General features: G+C 68.7%; 18 protein-coding genes. 16 read left to right on the top strand and 2 right to left on the bottom strand.

Annotated features, from left to right (window positions below; genetic code table 11):
• Positions 1-27 precede the first annotated feature (27 nt).
• Positions 28-1,020, top strand: a complete 993-nt coding sequence (locus tag ACEVFP_RS07105; RefSeq protein WP_375002944.1) for a CobW family GTP-binding protein — start codon at positions 28-30, stop codon at positions 1,018-1,020.
• Between the two features lie 235 nt (positions 1,021-1,255).
• Here ACEVFP_RS07105 and ACEVFP_RS07100 read toward each other — a convergent pair whose 3' ends face one another.
• A complete protein-coding gene (locus tag ACEVFP_RS07100) occupies positions 1,256-2,266 on the bottom strand; it encodes a class I SAM-dependent methyltransferase (protein WP_375002943.1) in 1,011 nt (336 codons plus the stop codon).
• A 255-nt stretch (positions 2,267-2,521) separates the two neighbouring features.
• On the opposite strand from ACEVFP_RS07100, the gene ACEVFP_RS07095 reads away from it, so the two are divergent.
• From ACEVFP_RS07095 to ACEVFP_RS07040, 12 genes are all read left to right on the top strand, one after another.
• Positions 2,522-3,460, top strand: coding sequence for an ATP-binding cassette domain-containing protein (locus ACEVFP_RS07095; protein WP_375002942.1), 939 nt, complete (start codon positions 2,522-2,524; stop codon positions 3,458-3,460).
• Entirely contained in the window at positions 3,453-4,202 is a 750-nt protein-coding gene (locus tag ACEVFP_RS07090; protein ID WP_375002941.1) for an ABC transporter permease, read from the top strand. Before ACEVFP_RS07095 ends, ACEVFP_RS07090 begins: the two co-directional genes overlap by 8 nt.
• Positions 4,199-4,936 (top strand): ABC transporter permease, encoded by a 738-nt coding sequence (locus tag ACEVFP_RS07085; protein ID WP_375002940.1) that lies wholly within the window; start codon positions 4,199-4,201, stop codon positions 4,934-4,936. The genes ACEVFP_RS07090 and ACEVFP_RS07085 overlap by 4 nt, the downstream gene beginning before the upstream one ends.
• Positions 4,937-5,126: 190 nt before the next feature.
• Entirely contained in the window at positions 5,127-5,567 is a 441-nt protein-coding gene (locus ACEVFP_RS07080) for a Fur family transcriptional regulator (RefSeq protein ID WP_375002939.1), read from the top strand.
• A gap of 123 nt (positions 5,568-5,690) precedes the next feature.
• Positions 5,691-6,368 (top strand): TetR/AcrR family transcriptional regulator, encoded by a 678-nt coding sequence (locus ACEVFP_RS07075; protein ID WP_375002938.1) that lies wholly within the window; start codon positions 5,691-5,693, stop codon positions 6,366-6,368.
• Positions 6,369-6,473: 105 nt separating this feature from the next.
• Positions 6,474-8,246, top strand: a complete 1,773-nt coding sequence (locus tag ACEVFP_RS07070; protein WP_375002937.1) for an ABC transporter ATP-binding protein — start codon at positions 6,474-6,476, stop codon at positions 8,244-8,246.
• Entirely contained in the window at positions 8,243-9,994 is a 1,752-nt protein-coding gene (locus ACEVFP_RS07065) for an ABC transporter ATP-binding protein (RefSeq protein ID WP_375002936.1), read from the top strand. Before ACEVFP_RS07070 ends, ACEVFP_RS07065 begins: the two co-directional genes overlap by 4 nt.
• Positions 9,991-10,605: an MptD family putative ECF transporter S component gene (locus ACEVFP_RS07060; protein ID WP_375002935.1), complete on the top strand. Its 615-nt coding sequence runs from the start codon at positions 9,991-9,993 to the stop codon at positions 10,603-10,605. The genes ACEVFP_RS07065 and ACEVFP_RS07060 overlap by 4 nt, the downstream gene beginning before the upstream one ends.
• A complete protein-coding gene (locus ACEVFP_RS07055; RefSeq protein WP_375002934.1) occupies positions 10,602-11,285 on the top strand; it encodes an energy-coupling factor transporter transmembrane component T in 684 nt (227 codons plus the stop codon). Before ACEVFP_RS07060 ends, ACEVFP_RS07055 begins: the two co-directional genes overlap by 4 nt.
• Positions 11,267-12,703 carry an ABC transporter ATP-binding protein gene (locus ACEVFP_RS07050; RefSeq protein WP_375002933.1) on the top strand — a complete coding sequence of 479 codons (1,437 nt, stop codon included), beginning with the start codon at positions 11,267-11,269 and terminating at the stop codon, positions 12,701-12,703. The genes ACEVFP_RS07055 and ACEVFP_RS07050 overlap by 19 nt, the downstream gene beginning before the upstream one ends.
• 457 nt (positions 12,704-13,160) lie before the next feature.
• A complete protein-coding gene (locus ACEVFP_RS07045) occupies positions 13,161-14,042 on the top strand; it encodes a nicotianamine synthase family protein (protein WP_375002932.1) in 882 nt (293 codons plus the stop codon).
• 6 nt (positions 14,043-14,048) lie between these two features.
• Positions 14,049-15,410: an ATP-grasp domain-containing protein gene (locus ACEVFP_RS07040; RefSeq protein WP_375002931.1), complete on the top strand. Its 1,362-nt coding sequence runs from the start codon at positions 14,049-14,051 to the stop codon at positions 15,408-15,410.
• 70 nt (positions 15,411-15,480) lie between these two features.
• Here the strand turns inward: ACEVFP_RS07040 and aztA are convergent, their stop codons facing one another.
• Complete coding sequence (gene aztA, locus ACEVFP_RS07035; protein ID WP_375002930.1) at positions 15,481-16,179, bottom strand: zinc ABC transporter ATP-binding protein AztA; 699 nt, start codon at positions 16,177-16,179, stop codon at positions 15,481-15,483.
• A 60-nt stretch (positions 16,180-16,239) separates the two neighbouring features.
• Between aztA and aztB the strand changes: the two genes are divergently transcribed.
• Genes aztB through aztC form a run of 3 tightly spaced genes read left to right on the top strand, consistent with a single transcriptional unit; the run spans position 16,240 to position 19,186 of the window.
• A complete protein-coding gene (gene aztB / locus ACEVFP_RS07030) occupies positions 16,240-17,103 on the top strand; it encodes a zinc ABC transporter permease AztB (RefSeq protein WP_375002929.1) in 864 nt (287 codons plus the stop codon).
• On the top strand, positions 17,100-18,275 hold the full coding sequence (locus ACEVFP_RS07025) for a hypothetical protein (protein WP_375002928.1): 1,176 nt from the start codon (positions 17,100-17,102) through the stop codon (positions 18,273-18,275). The genes aztB and ACEVFP_RS07025 overlap by 4 nt, the downstream gene beginning before the upstream one ends.
• Complete coding sequence (aztC, locus tag ACEVFP_RS07020; protein ID WP_375002927.1) at positions 18,269-19,186, top strand: zinc ABC transporter substrate-binding protein AztC; 918 nt, start codon at positions 18,269-18,271, stop codon at positions 19,184-19,186. The genes ACEVFP_RS07025 and aztC overlap by 7 nt, the downstream gene beginning before the upstream one ends.
• Positions 19,187-19,230 lie beyond the last annotated feature (44 nt).

Raw genomic sequence — 19,230 nt, 5'->3', positions numbered from 1 at the left:
TTCACTATGTCAATTCGGATGTGACCCATGCCTGAACGTGTGCCGATCGTCGTGGTCGCCGGCTCCCTCGGTTCCGGCAAGACGACCGTGCTGAACCACGTCCTGCGGCACCGGGCTGACTCACGCATCGGGCTGCTCGTCAACGACTTCGGAGACATCGCCGTGGACGCGATGTTGGTGGAGTCGATCAGCGACGCCACGGCGTCGATGGCGGGGGGATGCCTGTGCTGCGTCATCGACGACGGCGAGCTGAACGGCCAGCTGGCGTCGCTGACCTCACCGCAGCTGGGGCTCGACGTCGTGCTCGTCGAGACCAGCGGGGTCGCCGACCCCACCGTCGCCGTGCAACGGATCCATGACGCACTCGGGCGTCACGCTCGGCTCGGCGGGCTCGTGCACGTCGTGGACGCCCCGTCGATCGTTGCCGAGGACGACGTCCGTGCCCGTCTCGGCAGGGCGAGCCTGGTGCTGGTGACCAAGACCGACCTCGTGGACAGTACCCGGGTCGAGGATGTCCTGCGCGAGGTTCGCCGAGAGGCGCCGGAGACGACGGTCGTACCGGCGCTGTGGGGTGCCGTACCACCGCGATTGCTCTTCGACGTCCGCGACGAGCCGGATGTCGAGCGACAGCTCCTGCTCGGCGAGGCGGGGATGGATGATGGGCAACGGCCTCATGTGCACCTGGATCAGGTGTCCTGGCAGTCCTCCGGCACCGTGCACCCGCGTCGACTCATCGAGACGCTGGAGAACGGCCTGCGTGGCGCGTACCGCGTCAAGGGCATTCTCGACGTCGACCTGTCGGACCGACGAGGTCAGTGGGTCGTGCATCGGGTGGGGCCTTACGTCCAGGCTCTGCCCGGTCCACGGGGGTCAGGATCGGCGATCGTCGCGATCGGGCCGAGTCTTGATGCGAGAGAGGTGCACGCGCAGATGGCTGCGTGCCTGCTCGAGCACGACGAGTCGCTCGACCCCGTCGAGACGTACACGTTCTGGCGGCGCGTACCCCATGAGCATCGGTGAACGTCTCTGCCAGCTCAGTCTGCGTCGACGATCGAAGCCGGTCCGGCGACATGCTCATGAGGCGTACCGACCCGGCGGTTGCGCCACATCTGCGCCAGCGCACCATGATGCGGAGCCATGAGCCAGGAGATCCACAGGCCGATCACGGCGGCGGCACTGCCGATGGCCTGTCGACCCCTGGACCAGCCCGGCCGCGAGAGGGCAGAGCGATTCACCGTTCCGGCACTCCCGCGGGTCAGGTGAGCGACTGGGCCCGAGTTTCCTCATCAGGCCCGAGGTCCGCCGCGGTGGCGAGCACGACGGTCAGACGTGGACGGTCGAGATCCTCGACCGCTACGACCCGCATGCCGGCGTCGGCGAACCATCGACCATAGTCCTGCACGCCATGGGCGTCCCCGCCGTCGGTCCAGGCCAGCATCTGCAGGCCAAATACCGCCGCGACCTCGTCACGCCCACGCATGAAGCTGGCAACGGCGACCAGGCCACCGGGCGCCAGCACGGATCGCACGCGCACGAGCAGCGCCGCGACCTCCCCGCCGTCGAACATGTTGGTGACCGTCGAGCACAGCACCAGGTCGAACGGACCGACGGGCAGATCGGTGCGCAGATCGCCAGCGAACACCTCAACACCTGCCGGCTCGAGACGACCCTGTTCCTGGGCACGCGCCACGACGTGGGGCAGGTCCTGCACGACCGAGTGCACGCCACGTCGGGCCAGCTCGAGGGCATGCTCGCCATGTCCCCCACCGAGGTCGAGGGCTCTCTTGATGCGAGGGTGCACCCGCTGACAGAGATCGACGATCTGCGGGGCAACGCGGCGCGCATTGAGGGCAAGAAGGTCCGGCCCAGTCGAGGGCCGCATGACCGGCAGCTCGATGCGGGTCGGCATGGCGGACCTGTCGTGCAGACGCGGACCGAGCATCCCGGCCCAGCGACGGATCGCGGCGCCGTGACGACGCAAGGCCGTATCCGCAAGGGCGTCGGGCAGCTGTCGTCCGGGGGCGTAGACGCCGTCCGGGTCGACCACCAGCATCTCCCAGGCAGCGAGGACGCCCAGCACGGGGCGCAGTCCGCGAACGTCGAGACCGGCAGCCGTGGCGAGCTCGTCAGCGGTACCTGGAAGCGCCGCAAGGGCACCTGCTTCGGCAGCGGACTCATAGGCCAGCACCAGACGCCAGTCAGCCAGCTCGGCCGTCGGGGCAAGGAAGGACAGGTCCGCCTCCTGGTCGCCACGATGCTCGGCCATCCCCGCTCTCCTCACCACCCCGACCCACATGCGAATCGTTCTCATGATTGCAGACCGCAGAAACCGCGAGATGACGGAAGCGCCGACCAGCCGAGCCACACCCCCTCACCGCCGACGCCCGCCTGCCTGCCACCTATGCAATAATGACAATGATTACCAACAAGAGCCGATGTGGCCTATACCGGCTTCGGTGTCATCAACGAGCCATCCCAGCCTGAGGAGATGCCCCGGCTGGAACTGACCGCAGGGAGTGCCATGTCCGATCCAGTCGTACTGGTCGATGCCGTGGTGAAGACCTTCGGGGACCTGCGGGCCCTCGACGAGTTGTCCTTCGCCGCCCACGAGGGCGAGATCCTTGGGGTGCTGGGACCGAACGGCGCAGGGAAGACCACCGTCGTCCACATCCTGTCAACCCTGCTGCATCCGGACGCAGGTCAGGCGCACGTCGACGGATACGACACGGTCGCCGAGTCCGAGGCGGTGCGCCGGTCCATCGCTCTGACCGGTCAGTTCGCCGCCGTCGACGGCGAGCTGACCGGGCTGGAGAACCTGGTGCTCTTCGGACGCCTGCTCGGCCTCGAGCGGAACGCAGCCCGCGACCGTGCCGGCGAGCTCCTGGCGTCGTTCAGTCTCACCGAGGCCCAGGGGCGACCCGCCAAGACCTACTCGGGCGGCATGCGACGCCGACTCGACATCGCCATCAGTCTCATGGTGCCCCCGCGGGTTCTCTTCCTCGACGAACCGACAACCGGCCTCGACCCGCGCAGCCGTCACGACGTCTGGGAGGTCGTCGAACGTCTCCGGGCGGACGGAGTGACGATCGTCCTGACGACGCAGTACCTCGAGGAGGCTGATCGCCTCGCCGATCGCATCATCGTGATCGACCGCGGGCGCGTCATCGCCGAGGGCACCCCCAGCCAGCTCAAGACCCGAACCGGGCCCGACCAGCTCGTCCTGACCCCGACCGACGTCGACCCACAGGCTCTCGCGGGCGCTCTCGACGGTTTCGAGACCACCGTCGGGACAGAGACCGTGAGCCTCCCGATCGACGACGGCCCCCGGACCGTCGCCACGGCCATGGCGGCGCTCGGCGCCGCCGGGATCGAGCTGGCCGATGTCGCCTTACGCAAGCCCACACTCGACGATGTCTTCTTCAACCTCACCGGACACACGACCGAGGCCGACGATGACTAGCCCGACGGCTGTCCTGGCGGTCCGCAACACCGTACGCATCGCACGCAATCCGAGTGCCCTCGTCGGGGGGCTCATCACCCCGGTCGTGCTGATGCTCGCGATCTGGTCGGTCTTCGGCCGAGCCATGGAGGCCAACGGCCTCGACTACGGGCACTACCTCGTTCCCGGAATCACACTGCAGGCGATCATCTTCGCCGCCGCTGGCTCAGCCGGAGCCATCGGCACTGACCGCACCAGCGGGGTCCTGGACCGCCAGCGCACCCTGCCCATCAGCGCGGCGGCACCGATTCTCGGGCGACTCGTGGCCGACCTGGTCCGCTCGGTCCTGTCCGTGGTCACCGCCACGGTCGTGGGCTTCACCCTGGGATTCAGGCTCAAGGGGGCGGCGTCCGAGCTCCTGGCCTACGCCCTGCTCGTGGTCGCCTTTGCTGTCGCCGTGTCGCTGCTGTTCGATGCCGTCGCGCTGGCGGCGTCGTCTCCTGCTGCCGCGATCTCCCTCGTGCAGGCAGCGACCATCCCGCTGGTGTTGCTCTCGACCTCCTACGCGCCGTCGACGTTGCTGCCCGACTGGGCCGCGCGGATCATCGAGCATCTCCCGGTCTCGGCAGTCGGTGAGGCACTGCGGCAGGCCTCCGACGGCGCGTTGACGACGCCGGTCCTCATCGAGGCAGCCGCCTGGGCCTTCGCGATCGGGGCCAGCGGCCTCCTCCTCGGCGCTCGCGCCTTCCGGAGGACCGCATGACGTCGACGCTCACACCCGCCTGGCTCCACGGTCGCCGCATCCTCACGGGTTGGACACGCACGCCGGCGGTGCTCGCCAACGCCTTCGTCATGCCGGTCCTCATGCTCCTGATCGTGCTGCTCATCTTCGGTCGTGCCATCGAGACGATCAGTCCTGACCCGCCGATCACCCGGCTCGTGCCTCTCATGGTCTGCTCCGGCGTCATGTTCGCGGCCCTGTCCACGGCCACCGCCCTGGTGACCGAACGCGACGACGGCCTGCTGGACCGCTTCGCGACGCTCCCCAACCCCCCACTGGCACCCCTGCTGGGTCGGGTCGGCGCGGAAGTGGTCCGCTCCTGCCTCTCGGCCGTGCTGGTCCTCATCGTCGGGACGGTGCTCGGCTTCCGCGCAGCGCCGTGGGCCTATCTGGTGATCGTTGCGCTCGCGGCGCTCCTGGCCCTGGGAATTGGATGCATGACGACGTGGATCGGTCTGAGGGCCAAGAGTCCGGAGGCGGTCATCGCGCTCGCGCCGCTGATGATGCTACTGATGTTCTTCAACTCCGGCTTCGTCCCACGTGAAGGTTTTCCAGGCCCGGTGCAGCCCCTGGTCCGGCTCAACCCGCTCACGGCCTACACCGAGACCATGGCCAGCAGCGGTTCGGCTGTCGGACACCTCGTGGCGGCCGGCGTGTGGGCGGTCCTGCTGACCACCGTCGGAACCCTCCTCCTTGCACGAGCTCGCCGGTTCTGAAACAGAGAGAGAATGGTCGTCAAACGGCGTGCCGCCACCGCTCCCCCTCCTGTTATGTTGAGAATTGTTCTCGACACACTGTCGAGCATGTGCGAGAGGTGTCTGTGACGTTCGACCGCGGAGCCGAGCCCATGTGTCGCGGGGCCCGCTCAGGCGCAAGGGGCATGGGCAGCTCGTCGCCGAGACCGCCATGAGTTCCAACTCAGCACCGAGAACCGGTGACGACGTCGACCTGGCCGGACTGCGGTCCACGCGTCAGCGTCGCGCGGTCTTGCGGGCCGTCGCGCGCATCGACGTGTTCGCCAGCTCTCAAACCATCCATGAGAGCCTTCGGCGCTCCGGTGATCATGCCGGGCTGTCGACGGTCTATCGCGCCCTGCAGGAACTGTCCGAACGCGGCCTCATCGACACGATCAGGTCGCCCGACGGTGAGACCTTGTATCGCCGCTGCGTCGACAGCCGTCATCACCATCTGGTCTGCCGCCGCTGCGGACAGGTCGTCGAGCTTCCCAGCGGTCAGGTCGACCTCTGGATCGAACAATGGCGCCAGGCGACGGGCTACGCCGACATCCAGCCGGTCGTGGAGCTGTTCGGCACCTGCCCCGCCTGCCAGCCCACTGAAGGCGCATGACGCCCCGGCACCGGCGAGGCTGTCACCAAGGAGGTCCGCCAGCGCCAACGACGGCGCACCAGGCTCGCTCGCCCGCGACCTCTACCCTGACAAGAAAGACAGCCCGACGAGACGGAGGTGGCGATGACCGGGCCGTATCACACTGGACTGACAGCGGCGACGGTCATCGACGCGGCGGTCCAGCTGACCCATGACCATGGGCTGTACGGGTGGTCGGTACGCGATCTCGGCCGCGAGCTCGACGTCGCCCCGTCGGTGGTCTATCACCACGTCGGGGGGCGGGAGCTGCTGTGCCGCGAGGTCGTGGAGCGGGTGGTCGCCGACCTGGGAGTCCCCGACGCCGATCTTGCCTGGGACGCGTGGTTCCGCGAAGTACTGCTCAGCGCACACCAGCTGCTCAGCGACTATCCGGGCACTGCAAAGTGGCTGCTCATGCACGGGCCGGTCTTCGAGCACCTCCTGCCGATCGTCGACACAGGCATGGCCGTGCTGCAGCGCGACGGCTTCGACGACGAAGCACCCTGGGTCTACGCGAGTCTGTTCAACACGGTGGTGCTGACGCTCGTCGGCCGGGACGAACGGAGCGCCCACGAGGACGACGGCCCCAGGGACCACGCTGCCATGATGGCCGACTTCACAGCACTCAGCCACGGGCACCCCGGAGTGCGCGACCTCGCCGACGGCGCACTCGCCCCCCTCGTCGAGTCGACGCACGACACCGCTCGCCTCCATCGGGAGTACGTCGAGTTCTTGGTGGACTCCCTGATCGACGGTCTACGGCTCCGCCTGACCCCCGTCTGACGCAAGGCGACTCCAGCGGGAGTGAGGCGACTCACGTGACGATTAGAACAATGTTCAGATATGATGAGAATGATTCTCGTCATCCGTCAGCAAATGGAGAGTGCCGTGCCCGCCACCGCAGAGCCCAGTGGGTCAATCTTCCGCGCGGCCAGGGGCCGGCTGTGGATCATCTCTCTGCTGAGCTTCGTGGCGGCACTGTGCATGGTGGCGCCGTTCATCGGCATCGTCGAGCTGGCCCGGGTCCTGGTGCCGGCCATCGGCGGTGGCCCGGTCGACGAGACACGAGCATGGACCACTGTCGCGGTGATCTGCAGCGCACTCGTGCTCGGCTTCGGCACGGCACTGGTCTCGGGCATCGTCAGTCACGACGCGGACAACGACCTACAGCTCGACGTGCGCACCCGCATGGTCGAGCAGCTGCGGCGCCTCCCCCTGGGCTGGCTGGATGCCCGGTCGTCAGGCTCGGTGAAGAAGCTGGCCGAGAACGACGTGTCCTCGTTGCACCAGCTGGTGGCACACGCGATCCAGGACGTCATCATGGCGGCAACCGTCCCGCTGGTCGCGATCGTGTACCTGTTCGTCGTCGAGTGGCGGATGGCGCTGGTCTGCCTGGTGCCGATGGTGCTGACCGTGATCGTGTACGCGGTGATGATGCGGGACGTGTCGGAGAAGTACGTCGGCTGGACCGCCTCGGTCGAACGGCTGAACGCGGCCACGATCGAGTACGTCCACGGCATTGCGGTGGTCAAGAGCTTCGGTCAGGCCGGCCACAGCCATGAGCGCTACCGAGACGAGACGGGCGAGTTCGTCGGTTTCTACGACACCTGGATGCGCGAGACCGCCACCGAGCAGACCGTCATCGACGTCATCACGTCGCCGGTCGTCATCCTCGCCTACCTGTGCTCCACCGGCGCGTGGCTCTCCTGGTCAGCCGACATCGCGCCCATCGACGTCCTGCCAGCCATCCTGCTGGGCCTCGGGCTGACCGCGCCCCTGCTGGCACTCGGATCGAGTGCGCAGTTCCTCCGCAACGCCCATGAGGCCCGCAGGACCATCGAGACCGTCCTGACCGAGCCGACCATCGACCAGCCGTCCGATCCAGTGACCACGACGGGCCACCACCTGGCCCTGACCGACGTGGGTTTCAGCTATGACGGCACCACCGACGCCCTGGCCGACATCACGCTCGACTGCCCGCCGGGGACCGTGACCGCCCTCGTCGGCGCCTCAGGGTCGGGCAAGTCGACGCTCGCACGGTTGATCCCGAGGTTCTACGACGTCGGCTCCGGTGCCGTGAGGATCGGCGGCAGCGACGTTCGTGACATCGCTGAGGACGAGCTCTACTCGATGGTCGGCTTCGTCTTTCAGGACGCCCACCTCCTGCGCACGTCGATCCGCGACAACATCCGGCTCACCCTGCCGCAGGCCAGTGACGACGAGGTCGTTCGGGCGGCGCGAACAGCACAGATCCACGAACGCATCCTGCGGCTGCCACGAGGCTACGACTCCGTCATCGGCGACGATGCCCACCTGTCGGGCGGCGAGGGGCAGCGGCTCACGATCGCCCGTGCGCTGTTGACCGACGCGCCGATCCTGGTGCTCGATGAAGCGACCGCGTTCGCCGATCCCGACTCCGAGGCGGCCATCCAGGCGGGGCTGTCCGCCCTGGCAGCCGACCGCACCCTGGTGGTGATCGCCCATCGGCTCCACACCATCGTCGGCGCCGACACGATCGCCGTGCTCGACAGTGGTCGGATCGCCGAGCGTGGCACCCACGACGAGCTCATCGCTGCCGACGGCCTGTACCACCGCGCGTGGGAGCGGTACCAGCGAGCCCGAGCCACCGACCACACCACCGTCAAGGGAGTGCCGTCGTGATCGCACGCATGCTCGCACTGACCTCGCCACGCGGCCGCCGCCTCATCGCGTGGCTGCTGGCGATCACCGTGGCGACTGCCGTGGTGCAAGGGGTGGCGTTCGCCGCCCTGGTGCCGTTCCTCGACGGCCTGTTCAGCGGGGACCGCGACCAGGCCCGGACCTGGATGCTGGTCCTGGGAGCCCTGGCGGGCGGGTACGCCGTGCTCGCCGTCGTGGTGAGTCTCATCGGCCAACGCAGCGGCACGGAGATCCTCCACTCCCTGCTCATCCGCCTCGGGGACCGGCTCGTGCAGCTGCCGATCGGGTACTACGGCCGTGACCGTTCAGGTGACCTGTCGCAGCTGGCCACCCACGGCATCGTGTTCGCCTCCTCGGTGCCGTATGCCCTGCTTCGCCCGATGCTGACCGCCTTCATCACCCCGACCACCGTCATGATCTGCACGTTCTTCATCGACTGGCGGATCGCTCTGACGATGCTGGCTTCGGCGCCGGTGATCTGGCTGACCTACCGGTTCCTCGCGAGGCGGATCGCAAGCGCCGACGCCGCACACGTGGTGGCTGCTGGTGAGGCCGCGGGGCGGCTCGTGGAGTTCGCCCGCACCCAGCCGGCACTGCGGGCCGCCGGGCACAACTCGATCGGCCAGCGCCTGGTCGGCGAGGCACTGAGCAGTCAGCACCGGGCGAACCGCCGCGTCCACACCTCGGGTGGAGCGGCCATCGCGATCTTCGGCATCGTGGTCCAGTGCGCCGTCGCCGCGCTGATCGCGATGACCGTCTGGCTCACGCTCGACGGCGCGATCGCCGCCGCGACGGCGATCGCCCTGCTGGTGCTTGCTGCGCGATTCACCGAACCAGTCATCCACTCCGGAGCACTGGGCGGGGCCCTGGCGGTGGCACGCAACACCCTGGACGCGATCCAGGACCTTCTCGACGAGACGACCCTGTCCGAGCCGACCCAGCCGACCTCGCCCGCCGAAGGGTCCGTCCGCTTCGACGACGTCACCTTCGCCTACACCGACACACCCGTGCTCCGTGGCCTGACGTTCGAGGCTCCTGCCGGCGCGATGACCGCCATCGTCGGTCCATCGGGCTCGGGCAAGACCACCATCACCCGACTCATCGCTCGCTTCCACGAACCACAAGAGGGAACTGTCTCGATCGGCGGCGTACCACTGGCCGAGCTCGGCAGCAATGCGGTCGCAGCGATGGTCTCCCCGGTCTTTCAGGACGTGTACCTGTTCGACGGGACCCTGATCGAGAACATCGCGATCGGCAATCCATCCGCCTCACGTGAGCAGCTCGAGGACGCCGCGCGCCGCGCACGAGTCGACGAGATCGTCGAACGCCTGCCGGCCTCGTGGGACACCCGTGTCGGTGAGGGTGGCACCAACCTCTCCGGCGGGGAGCGTCAACGGGTCTCCATCGCCCGGGCCCTGCTCAAGGACGCACCCATCGTGCTGCTCGATGAGGCCACCGCGGCCCTCGACGTCGACAACGAGTCCGCCATCAACGATGCGTTCCAGGCGCTGCGACGCGATCGCACCGTCATCGTCGTCGCTCACCGCCTGCAGACCATCGCTTCGGCGGACCAGATCCTCATGCTCGACGAGCACGGCACCATCATCGAACGCGGCACCCACGCCACCCTCCTCGCCGCCGACGCCCGCTACGCCGGCTACTGGACCGAACGCCTCGAAGCTTCGCAATGGCGACTCACCGCCCAGACAGCTCAGGAGACCACCCCATGACCACCACCGACGAGACCGGCCGGACCTCTTGGGCGATGTCACCGCGCGATCTGATCAACATCGGCATCTTCGCCGCGCTCTACATCGTGGTGACCTTTGCCATCAACATGCTCGGGTTCATCAACCCGGCGATCATGCTCGTGTCCATGTGCGCCGCCATCGTCGCCGGCGGCGTGCCCTTCGTGCTGTTCCTGACCCGTGTCACCCACGCCGGGATGATCCTGGTGTTCGCGCTCATGGTCTCCGGACTGCTCGTGCTGACCGGTCACCCCCCGGTCTCGCTCGCCGTGACGCTCGTCGTGGCCGGCGTCGCCGAGCTGATCGTCCATCGCGGCGGCTACCGGTCGCCACGTTCCTACGTGCTGGCCCACGCGGCCTACGCCGTGTGGTACATCGGCCCGTGGCTGCCGCTGTTCTACGACCGCGACAACCACCTCGAGAGCATCGGTATGGACCAGATGGGGGCGAGCTACTCCGCCAAGGCCGAGTCGCTCCTCTCTGTCGAGCTGATGGCCGGATTCGGGGCCAGCACCATCGTGTTCGGCTTGCTCGGCGGGCTGCTGGGCGTCCGGCTGCTGCACAAGCACTTCCGCCGCGCCGGGCTGGCATGAGGCTCGACCCCCGCACCAAGGCACTGCTCGTCATCACCACCAGCGTCACGGTCATGGCACCTGGAGGAGACGTGTTCGTCCCGGGGGCGATCGCCCTCGGCGCGGTGCTGGCCGCCTCGGTCCGGGCATGGCGACGCACGGCAGTGATCCTCACGGCCACCGTCGTGCTCGCGGCCGTGACATACCTGGTACCTGAACAGTTTCCGCATCCGGCGACCGCGACGATCGCCATCATCGCCTCCTACGCACTCCGGCTGGCCGCTATCGGTGCGGTCGCCGCTCACCTCCTAGCCACGACGAACACCGCTGAGTGGTCGGCGGCCTTGACGGCTGCGCGGGTCCCACGAACGATCACCGTGCCGTCCACGGTCATGCTGCGGTTCATCCCGGTGGTGGCCAGCGAGGCGGCCGGGGTCTCCGACGCGATGCGACTGCGCGGCATCGGCGGCTGGCGCGGCCTCCTGCGTCGCCCGGTCGCCACCGTCGAGTGGTTCACCGTGCCACTCATCGCTTCCAGCCTGCGCATCGGCGACGACCTCTCAGCTGCCGCCCTCCTGCGCGGACTGGGCGGCCATCGCAGACCCACCTGCATGAGCCCACCACGATTCGGACCCAGCGACGCACTCGCCGTGACCATGCTGTTCGGCGCAGGGTTTGCCTCATGGGGCCTCGCGCGATGATCACGATCGACGACGCGACGTGGACGTACTCGGGAGCGAACACACCCACCCTGCACGGCTTCGATCTGCACGTCGAGGCCGGCGAATGCGTCGTGCTCTGCGGCGCCAGCGGATCGGGCAAGAGCACCGCGCTACGACTGATCAACGGGCTGATCCCGCACTTCCACCACGGCACCCTCAGCGGCGGTGTGACCGTCAATGACCACGATGTCACGGACACCAGCCTCGACGCCCTCGGACGCGAGACCGGAACCGTCCTGCAGCACCCCCGCCGGCAGTTCTTCACCGGCACCGCACTCACCGAGATCGCCTTCGCGCTGGAGAACCTCGGCGCCACGCCCGAATCGATCCGCCAGCGGGTCACCACACTGGTCTCGGCCTTCGCGCTCGAGGACTTCACCGACCGACGACTACGCGATCTGTCCGGCGGCCAACAACAACTCGCCGCCTGCGCTGCCGCGATGGCCCACAGGCCGCCCATCCTGCTGCTCGATGAGCCCAGCGCCAACCTCTCCGCCACGGCCACCGACCGAGTCAGTGCCATGCTCGCCGAGCTGCGACGTCAGGGGGTCACACTGGTGGTAGCCGAGCACCGACTCGACTACCTGCGCGACATCGCCGACCGTGTCGTCTGTCTGGCCGATGGTCAACAGCTCGCCGCGTGGGGACGGCACGAGTTCCGTCGTCTCGGCGATCAGGAGCTGGCACGGTGGGGTCTGCGAGGCTTCTCGTCCAGGACTGCCCACCTGTCCGTCACACCCGACACGCCGTCCGGCCTCACGCTGCGCGACATCGAATGCCGCAAAGGTTCCACGACCATGCTGTCGATCGACCGCGCCCATTTTCCAGCGGGCGGTGTCACAGCACTGCGAGGGCCGAACGGTGCCGGAAAGACCACGCTCGCACGCGTGATCGCTGGGCTGCAACGACACAGCGGCGAGGTCCTGCTCGACGGCCTCCCCCGCTCACGGACGCGTCGGCAGCGGCTCTGCTCGCTCGTCATGCAGGACACCGAACGCCAGCTTTTCACTGAGAGCGTCGCCGCCGAGCTCGAGCTGACCGCCCGCTCCTCGAGGACGAGAGCCGACGCCTCAGCCGATGACCTGCTGGCTGAGCTCGACCTGGATGGCCTGAAGGAGCGCCATCCGCTCTCACTGTCTGGCGGCCAGCAACAACGCCTCGCCGTGGCCACTGCGCTGCTCGGCAACCGGCAGGTGGTGATCTTCGACGAGCCCAGCTCCGGCGTCGACCGACGTCATCTCCTGGGGCTGTCCAGCCTGATCCGGCGGGCCGCTGAAGGGACCGGCGCGGTGGTCATCCTCATCACCCACGACGAGGAGCTTCTCGCTGCAACCGCCGATCACGTCTTCGATCTTCCCGCGCGCAGCGACTCGCGTCCTCGACAGTCGGTTTCTTGAAGACCTGTCTTGTTGAAACCCTGGAGGCGACGACGAGAAGCCATCATCACCGTATGGGAGCCCGAGTGGTCCGGCCAAGGGCAACCTCCCGCCCATCAGGCACTGGTCGACGGCGGGCAAGCTGCTCAAGGCACGGTCGCGCGAGACTCATGCATGAGGCGTCGCACCTGAAATCGGAGATCCGGCGGGTCGCGGCTAGCGGGGCTGATCGCGTCCCGGTCTGCCCAGACCCCGGGCTTGGCCACCATCAGAGAACTTCGCCAGAGAAGCGCGACGGTCCGTCACATCTGTGGCGGAACCTCGTCATCATAAACATGACTCTCATCACGAGCTGCGTCCAGATTGCCCGAACGCCGGCCGGCTCACGCGCGCTCTCCGACCGCCGACACCACGTCGGACCACCATCCACACAGGCACCACAGGCAGCGGGAGCCCAGGCTCACGACGGGATGGTGGCATGACACTGCTTGACACGTCGCCCTCGCTGTCCAGCGTGCGTGACCTCGTGGCATCACTACGTTGGATCCACCACGAGCTCGACGAGCGTCCCGATCTCTTGCCGTGCCCGGAGACCGACGGCTTGTTCACCAGCCTGGTTGAGCTCGTGATCGGCGCACCGGAGGACCTCGCGGACGACGTGCTCGCAGATCCCGCGGTCCAGGAGGTCGCCGGAGGCCTGCGGGAGCTGTGCGCACAGGGTGAGACCGAGCTGGAGCGGGTCTGGGCCGAGCGCATTGCCCGCAGCCGCCAGCCTGCCGCGGAGCTCGAGCTGTTCCCTTACCTCGACAACTACCGGGCGCTCAGCACCCTGGAGATTACCGCGCTCACCGCACAGGCCGATCGGCCGATCAGGTCAGTCGCCTTCATCGGGTCGGGACCGTTGCCCCTGAGCTCGATGATCCTCTCTCGAGAGCTCGCGGCAAGAGTCACGAACGTCGACCGGGATGCTGAGGCCGTCGCCCTGTCCCGCGCACTCGGCTCCGCCCTCGGGTACGACAGCTTGCTCTTCCAGCACGCCGACGCCACCACGGCCGACCTCTCCGGGCATGACGCGGTGGTGGTCGCGGCGTTGGTGGGAGCCACAGCACTGGAGAAAGCGACCATTCTCAGTCGCGTCGCTGCCGCCATGGACCCAGGCACGTTGCTCCTGATCCGCAGCGCGCGAGGGATGCGCACGTTGCTGTACCCGGAGGTCGGCGCCGACCACCTGGCCGGCCTGGACGTCCTGGACGTCGTGCACCCCGACGGCGAGGTCATCAACTCCGCCATCATCGCCCGACCCGGGACCACAGCGGCTTCACCGGCACGGGACACGCCCGCTCGGCCTGCAGGCCGGTGAGGTGAGATGGCCACCGTACTGATGGTGGAGAGCTGGTTGCGCTCCACCGGGCTGCACCTCCCGCCGATCATCCGGCAGCTGGGCCACGACTACGTGCTGCTCTCCCGAGATCCGGCCGCGTACGGGCCACTCGAGGACGGGACGCCGCATCCGGTCATCCGGTACGCGGACGAAGTGGTCGTGGTCGACACGAATGACACCGAAGCCGTCATCGACGCAGCGAGCCAGCTGGCTGGACGGCGCCGGATCAGCGGGGTGCTGACCACCTGCGACTACTACCTGGCGACCGTGGCGAAGGTTGCCAACGCGCTCGACCTGCCCGGAGCACTGCCGGAGGTCATGCAGCGGGCCACGCACAAGCACCTGGTGCGCTCCGCCCTCGACGCGGCGGGCGTGCCGAACCCCAGGTTCGAGGTGGTCGACGACTGGCCCCAGGCCCGCACTGCTGCCAGCCGGATCGGCACTCCGTTGATCGCCAAGCCGGTGGACCTCAACGCCGGCACGGCAGTGGAGGTCATCGACGACGAGGCCGCCCTGAAGGACGCGTTCTGGGCGGTCACCGGGCTCGAGCACAACACCCGGGAACAGCCTCTGCGGCGACTCCTGCTGCTGGAGGAGATGATGACGGGCCAGGAGCTGAGCGTGGAGGCGGTGACGTTCAACGGCCGCACCACCGTGCTCGGCATCACGGACAAGAGCATGACCGCTGCACCGGCCCGGGTCGAGTCCGGTCACATGTTCCCGGCCCGGCTCGCTCCGGACACCGTCCGGGAGGTCGAGGCGTTCGTGCGCTGGGCGTTGCGCGCCATCGGCTACACGCACGGGTTGAGCCACACCGAGGTGATGCTCACCGGCGACGGACCGCGGATCGTGGAGATCAACCCACGGCAGGGCGGTGGATACATCTTCGACCTCGTGCACCTGGTCACCGGGACGCATCCACTGGAGATGCTCGTGGAGCTCGCCCTCGGCCGTGACCCGGCGGCCATCGAGGTGTCACCGAGAGCCGCCGGCGCCGCCGGGCGGCCATGCAGCGCTGCCGTCTTCTTCCTGATGTCACCCCGGGACGGGCGGGTGGAACGGGTCTCAGGTCTCGATCACCTTGATCAGGACCCACGGGTGAACCGCTGGACCGTGCACGTTCCTCGCGATGCGCGTCGTCCGCGAGACAACGACGCGTACCTGGGCCACGTGCTGGCGACCGATCCGACGGGCGAGCGAGCTCGCGAGCACGCCGAGAGGGCCGTCGCCTCGCTCCGTCTGCACTTCGCCGACGGCACGCAGGCCACACCTCTGGGTCTGCCCGTGGCCTCGCACGACGACGCCGGCAGCGTCGACCACCTCGCGCACGTCCAGATGGCACGGTGACGGCAGCACGTCGCGGCCCGCACCGATCGGCCACAGGGGCAGCCGGCGCGGCACAGGCTCAGGCTCAGGCTCAGGCCATCAACGGCTCGCCCAACCACGCCCCGCCTTCCACGGCCACGCCGTCGCGCAGCGCCAGGACACGGTCAGCGGCCCGGGCCAGCTGCTCGTCGTGGGTCGAGGCGACCACCGCCACCCCGTCACGCGCGGCCTGGTCGAGCGCAAGGAGGAGCTGGGCGCGTGAGTCCCCATCAAGGCCCGTGGTCGGCTCGTCCAGCACCAGGAGCGGAGCATCCTGCACCAAAGCTCGTGCCACCAGGGCACGCTGGCGCTGACCCCCGGAGAGGGTGTCCAGCCTGCGTCCGGCGAGGTCGGTGAGACCGAGCCTCTCGATCCAGCGGGCGACGAGCTCGCGGTCCGAGCGACGCAGCGGTCGCCACGGGCCGCGCTCGGCCCAGCGGCCCATGGCGACGACGTCGCGGACGGTGAGTGGCACCGTGGCGCTCTCCGGCGTGTGCTGGGGCACGTAGGCCACGTCCGGGCGTCCCCCAGCCCGGGGCGGCCGGTGATAGGTGAGGCTGCCTGCACCCGGCGCCCGGAGCCCCGCCACGACGTCCAGCAGCGTCGACTTGCCTGAGCCGTTCGCACCGACGACCGCCGTCAGCTCGCCCGCGCCGAGGACAGCACTCAGGTTCTCGATGACCCAACGGTCACCCCGGGCGACATGAAGACCGGACAGCGTGACCGCCGTTGCGGCCGGACTACCGAGCATGACGTGGATCACCGAACCCTAATTGGCAATGACTATCAATTGCATTGTACGGTTCCCGACGTGGATCTCCTCCTCGACCCCTTCGCCGTCACCTTCGTCAGACGTGCGGCAATCGCCGGCGTGCTGGTCTCCGTGGTGTGCGCCTGCGTGGGAACGTGGGTGGTCCTGCGCGGAATGGCCTTCCTCGGCGACGCCATGTCGCACGGGATGCTGCCCGGGATCGCGCTGGCCTCACTGTTGGGCGCCAATCTCTACCTGGGCGCTGCGGTCGCGGCAGCCGTCATGGCGGCAGGCGTCACGCTCGTACAGCGGTCACCTCGGCTGTCGCACGACACCACGATCGGCCTGATGTTCGTGGGCATGCTCGCCCTCGGCGTCATCATCGTCTCCTCGTCACAGTCGTTCGCCGTCGACCTGACTGCCTTCCTGTTCGGCGATGTGCTGGGCGTGCAGCGGGGCGACCTGTGGCTGCTCGGTGCGGCCGCCGGGTGCGTGGTCCTGGTCAGCGTCGTCGGTCACCGCGCCTTCCTCGCCCTGGCGCTGGACCCGCGCATCAGCGCCACCACCGGCCTGCGACCCCAGCTGACCCATGCGGTGCTGCTCGGCCTGGTGACCGTCGCGATCGTCTCGTCCTTCAGCGTGGTCGGCACGCTGCTGGTCTTCGGGATGCTCATCGCCCCACCGGCAGCGGCGGTCTTGTGGGCCTCGCGAGCCACGACGGTCATGGTGGCCGCGGCGCTGATCGGCATCGGCTGCACGCACCTGGGCCTGCTCGTCTCCTGGCACGCCGGCACAGCGGCCGGAGCCACCATCGCCGCCACGACGGTCGCGGCCTTCTTCTGCTCGCTGCTTGCCTCCCTGCTCGCCGGTCGCCGCACCGTGGCGACCCCAGCACCCCTCCATGAAAGGACAGCCACCGCGTGAACATCCGCCCATCACTGGCCGCGCCACTGTGCTTGGCCCTCGTGCTCGCAGCGTGCAGCGACTCCCACGAGACTGAGCCCAGCGAGACCGGCAGCTACAGCGACGTCGAGGGCGCCCAGGAGACCTCCGAGGCCCAGTACCGGCTCGTGCTGGGCGATGCCGACGACGGCACCGTCGCCGTCCTCGACCTGATCGAGGAGTCGGTCGAGAACATCGGGCAGGTCGACGATCTCACCGGCATCAGCACCGACGGGCGCTTCGCCTACCTGAGCGGAGGCGACGGCATCCACGTGCTCGACTCCGGTGCTTGGACCTGGGACCACGGCGACCACAACCACTACTACCGTGCGACGCCCCGCACCGTGGGGGCGACCGACGTCGACGGCTCGGCCGCCGGGGCGTTCGGCCAGCCGACCGCGGTGCTGGACGAGGCACAGCACGCGGCGACCGTCCTCGAGCGCACCGCCCTCGAGGACGGGGACGTCAAGGTCACCAGCGAGCTGTCCGACGTCTCGGGCGTGGCCGTGGCCGTCGGCGAGGAGGTCCTCACCGGCGCGCCTGACGACGCCGGCCTGCGGGTCCGCTCCCTCGATGGCGACGAGGTCACCGCCGTCGAGGAGACCTGCACCGACCCTGAGGGCGTCGCGCGGACCCGTTCAGGTCTCGTCGTCGGATGCGCGGAGGGCGCGCTCGTCCTCGACCCGGACGACTGGTCGGCCGAGCAGATCGACTACCCGGAGGGCACCGATCCGCAGGACAGGGCACGATCATTCGAGCATCGTCCAGGTAGCACGGTGCTGGGCGCGCTGCGTGGTGAGGACGGTGCGTGGGCGCTCGACGTCCGAGCCGGGACCTGGACCGCTCTCGACGTGCCTGGAGCCGTGGCCGTCAGTGCCGCCGGCGAGGACCTGCCGGTGCTCGTGCTCGACGACGACGGGATGCTGCACGCGTTCGACCCCGAAGAGGGCAACGAGGAGCACTCCGTGGAGCTCCTCCAGGATGGCGCCGACGACGAAGTCCCGCCCGTGATCGCGATCGACACCGCCCGCGCCTACGTCAACGACCCCGCGGCCGGCGTCGTCCACGAGATCGACTACGCCGACGAGCTGCGCACCGCACGCACTCTCGAGCTCGACCTCACCCCCACGTTGATGGTGGAGACGGGATGGTGACCCGACGCATCGCCGCGACGATCGCTGCGCTCACCTTGGGCGCCGGGCTGCTCGGCGGGTGCGGCGCGCAGTCGGCAGAGGACGGCGGGATCGTCGTGACCACGAACATCCTCGGCGACGTGGTGCAGGAGGTCGTCGGGGACGAGGTCCCGGTGACCGTCCTGATGGCACCCAACGCGGACCCGCACTCCTTCGAGATCTCCGCCAGACAGGCCGCCACCGTCGAACGCGCCTCGCTCATCGTGTCCAACGGGCTCGGCCTGGAGGAGGGCGTCCAGACCGTCGTCGACGCCGCGCAGGACAGCGGTGTCGCGGTCCTGCCGGTCGCCGAGGAGGTCCGGCCGTTGACGTACCGCGAGGGGGCGTCGGCCGGGCAGGACGATCCGCACTTCTGGACCGACCCAGCACGCGTCCGCGAGGCGGTCGACCTCATCGAGGAGCAGGTACTGGAGCACGTCGAGGCCGTGGACGCCGATCAGCTGCGAGCCAGCGCCGCGGAGTACGCCGAGCAGATCGACGAGCTCGACGCATGGATGGAGACTGAGCTCGCCAGTGTCCCGGAGGAACGGCGCTCGTTGGTGACCAACCACCACGTGCTCGGCTACCTCGCCGACCGGTTCGGCTACGAGGTCATCGGCGCCGTGATCCCCAGCGGCACCACCCTGGCCTCGCCGAGTGCGTCGGACCTGGACTCACTGTCCACCGCCGTGCGCGAGGCCGGCGTCCGGACGGTCTTCGCCGACTCCTCTCAGCCCGACAAGCTCGCTCGTGTCATGGCCGAGCAGGCGGACCTGGACGTCGAGGTCGCCGACCTCTACTCCGAGTCGCTGACGGCCGAGGACGAGGCCTCCACCTACCTGTCCATGATGCGCGCCAACACCGAGACCATCGTCGCCGGCCTGCGCGGCTGAGCCACGACCACCGATGTCCGACGGGTCGCACCAGCGACCCACCC

This window comes from Aeromicrobium sp. CTD01-1L150 (assembly GCF_041951745.1).
Classification (GTDB): Bacteria; Actinomycetota; Actinomycetes; order Propionibacteriales; family Nocardioidaceae; genus Aeromicrobium.
The sequence above is the reverse complement of the archived record's forward strand: the minus strand, read 5'-3'. Positions and strand labels throughout refer to the sequence as shown.

What these genes read in the sequence shown, in the direction of transcription:
- ACEVFP_RS07105 (WP_375002944.1), top strand. Translation starts at nt 28, where the DNA reads ATGCCTGAACGTGTGCCGATCGTCGTGGTCGCCGGCTCCCTCGGTTCC.
- ACEVFP_RS07100 (WP_375002943.1), bottom strand. Translation starts at nt 2,266, where the DNA reads ATGGCCGAGCATCGTGGCGACCAGGAGGCGGACCTGTCCTTCCTTGCC.
- ACEVFP_RS07095 (WP_375002942.1), top strand. Translation starts at nt 2,522, where the DNA reads ATGTCCGATCCAGTCGTACTGGTCGATGCCGTGGTGAAGACCTTCGGG.
- ACEVFP_RS07090 (WP_375002941.1), top strand. Translation starts at nt 3,453, where the DNA reads ATGACTAGCCCGACGGCTGTCCTGGCGGTCCGCAACACCGTACGCATC.
- ACEVFP_RS07085 (WP_375002940.1), top strand. Translation starts at nt 4,199, where the DNA reads ATGACGTCGACGCTCACACCCGCCTGGCTCCACGGTCGCCGCATCCTC.
- ACEVFP_RS07080 (WP_375002939.1), top strand. Translation starts at nt 5,127, where the DNA reads ATGAGTTCCAACTCAGCACCGAGAACCGGTGACGACGTCGACCTGGCC.
- ACEVFP_RS07075 (WP_375002938.1), top strand. Translation starts at nt 5,691, where the DNA reads ATGACCGGGCCGTATCACACTGGACTGACAGCGGCGACGGTCATCGAC.
- ACEVFP_RS07060 (WP_375002935.1), top strand. Translation starts at nt 9,991, where the DNA reads ATGACCACCACCGACGAGACCGGCCGGACCTCTTGGGCGATGTCACCG.
- ACEVFP_RS07055 (WP_375002934.1), top strand. Translation starts at nt 10,602, where the DNA reads ATGAGGCTCGACCCCCGCACCAAGGCACTGCTCGTCATCACCACCAGC.
- ACEVFP_RS07050 (WP_375002933.1), top strand. Translation starts at nt 11,267, where the DNA reads ATGGGGCCTCGCGCGATGATCACGATCGACGACGCGACGTGGACGTAC.
- ACEVFP_RS07045 (WP_375002932.1), top strand. Translation starts at nt 13,161, where the DNA reads ATGACACTGCTTGACACGTCGCCCTCGCTGTCCAGCGTGCGTGACCTC.
- ACEVFP_RS07040 (WP_375002931.1), top strand. Translation starts at nt 14,049, where the DNA reads ATGGCCACCGTACTGATGGTGGAGAGCTGGTTGCGCTCCACCGGGCTG.
- aztA (WP_375002930.1), bottom strand. Translation starts at nt 16,179, where the DNA reads ATGCTCGGTAGTCCGGCCGCAACGGCGGTCACGCTGTCCGGTCTTCAT.
- aztC (WP_375002927.1), top strand. Translation starts at nt 18,269, where the DNA reads ATGGTGACCCGACGCATCGCCGCGACGATCGCTGCGCTCACCTTGGGC.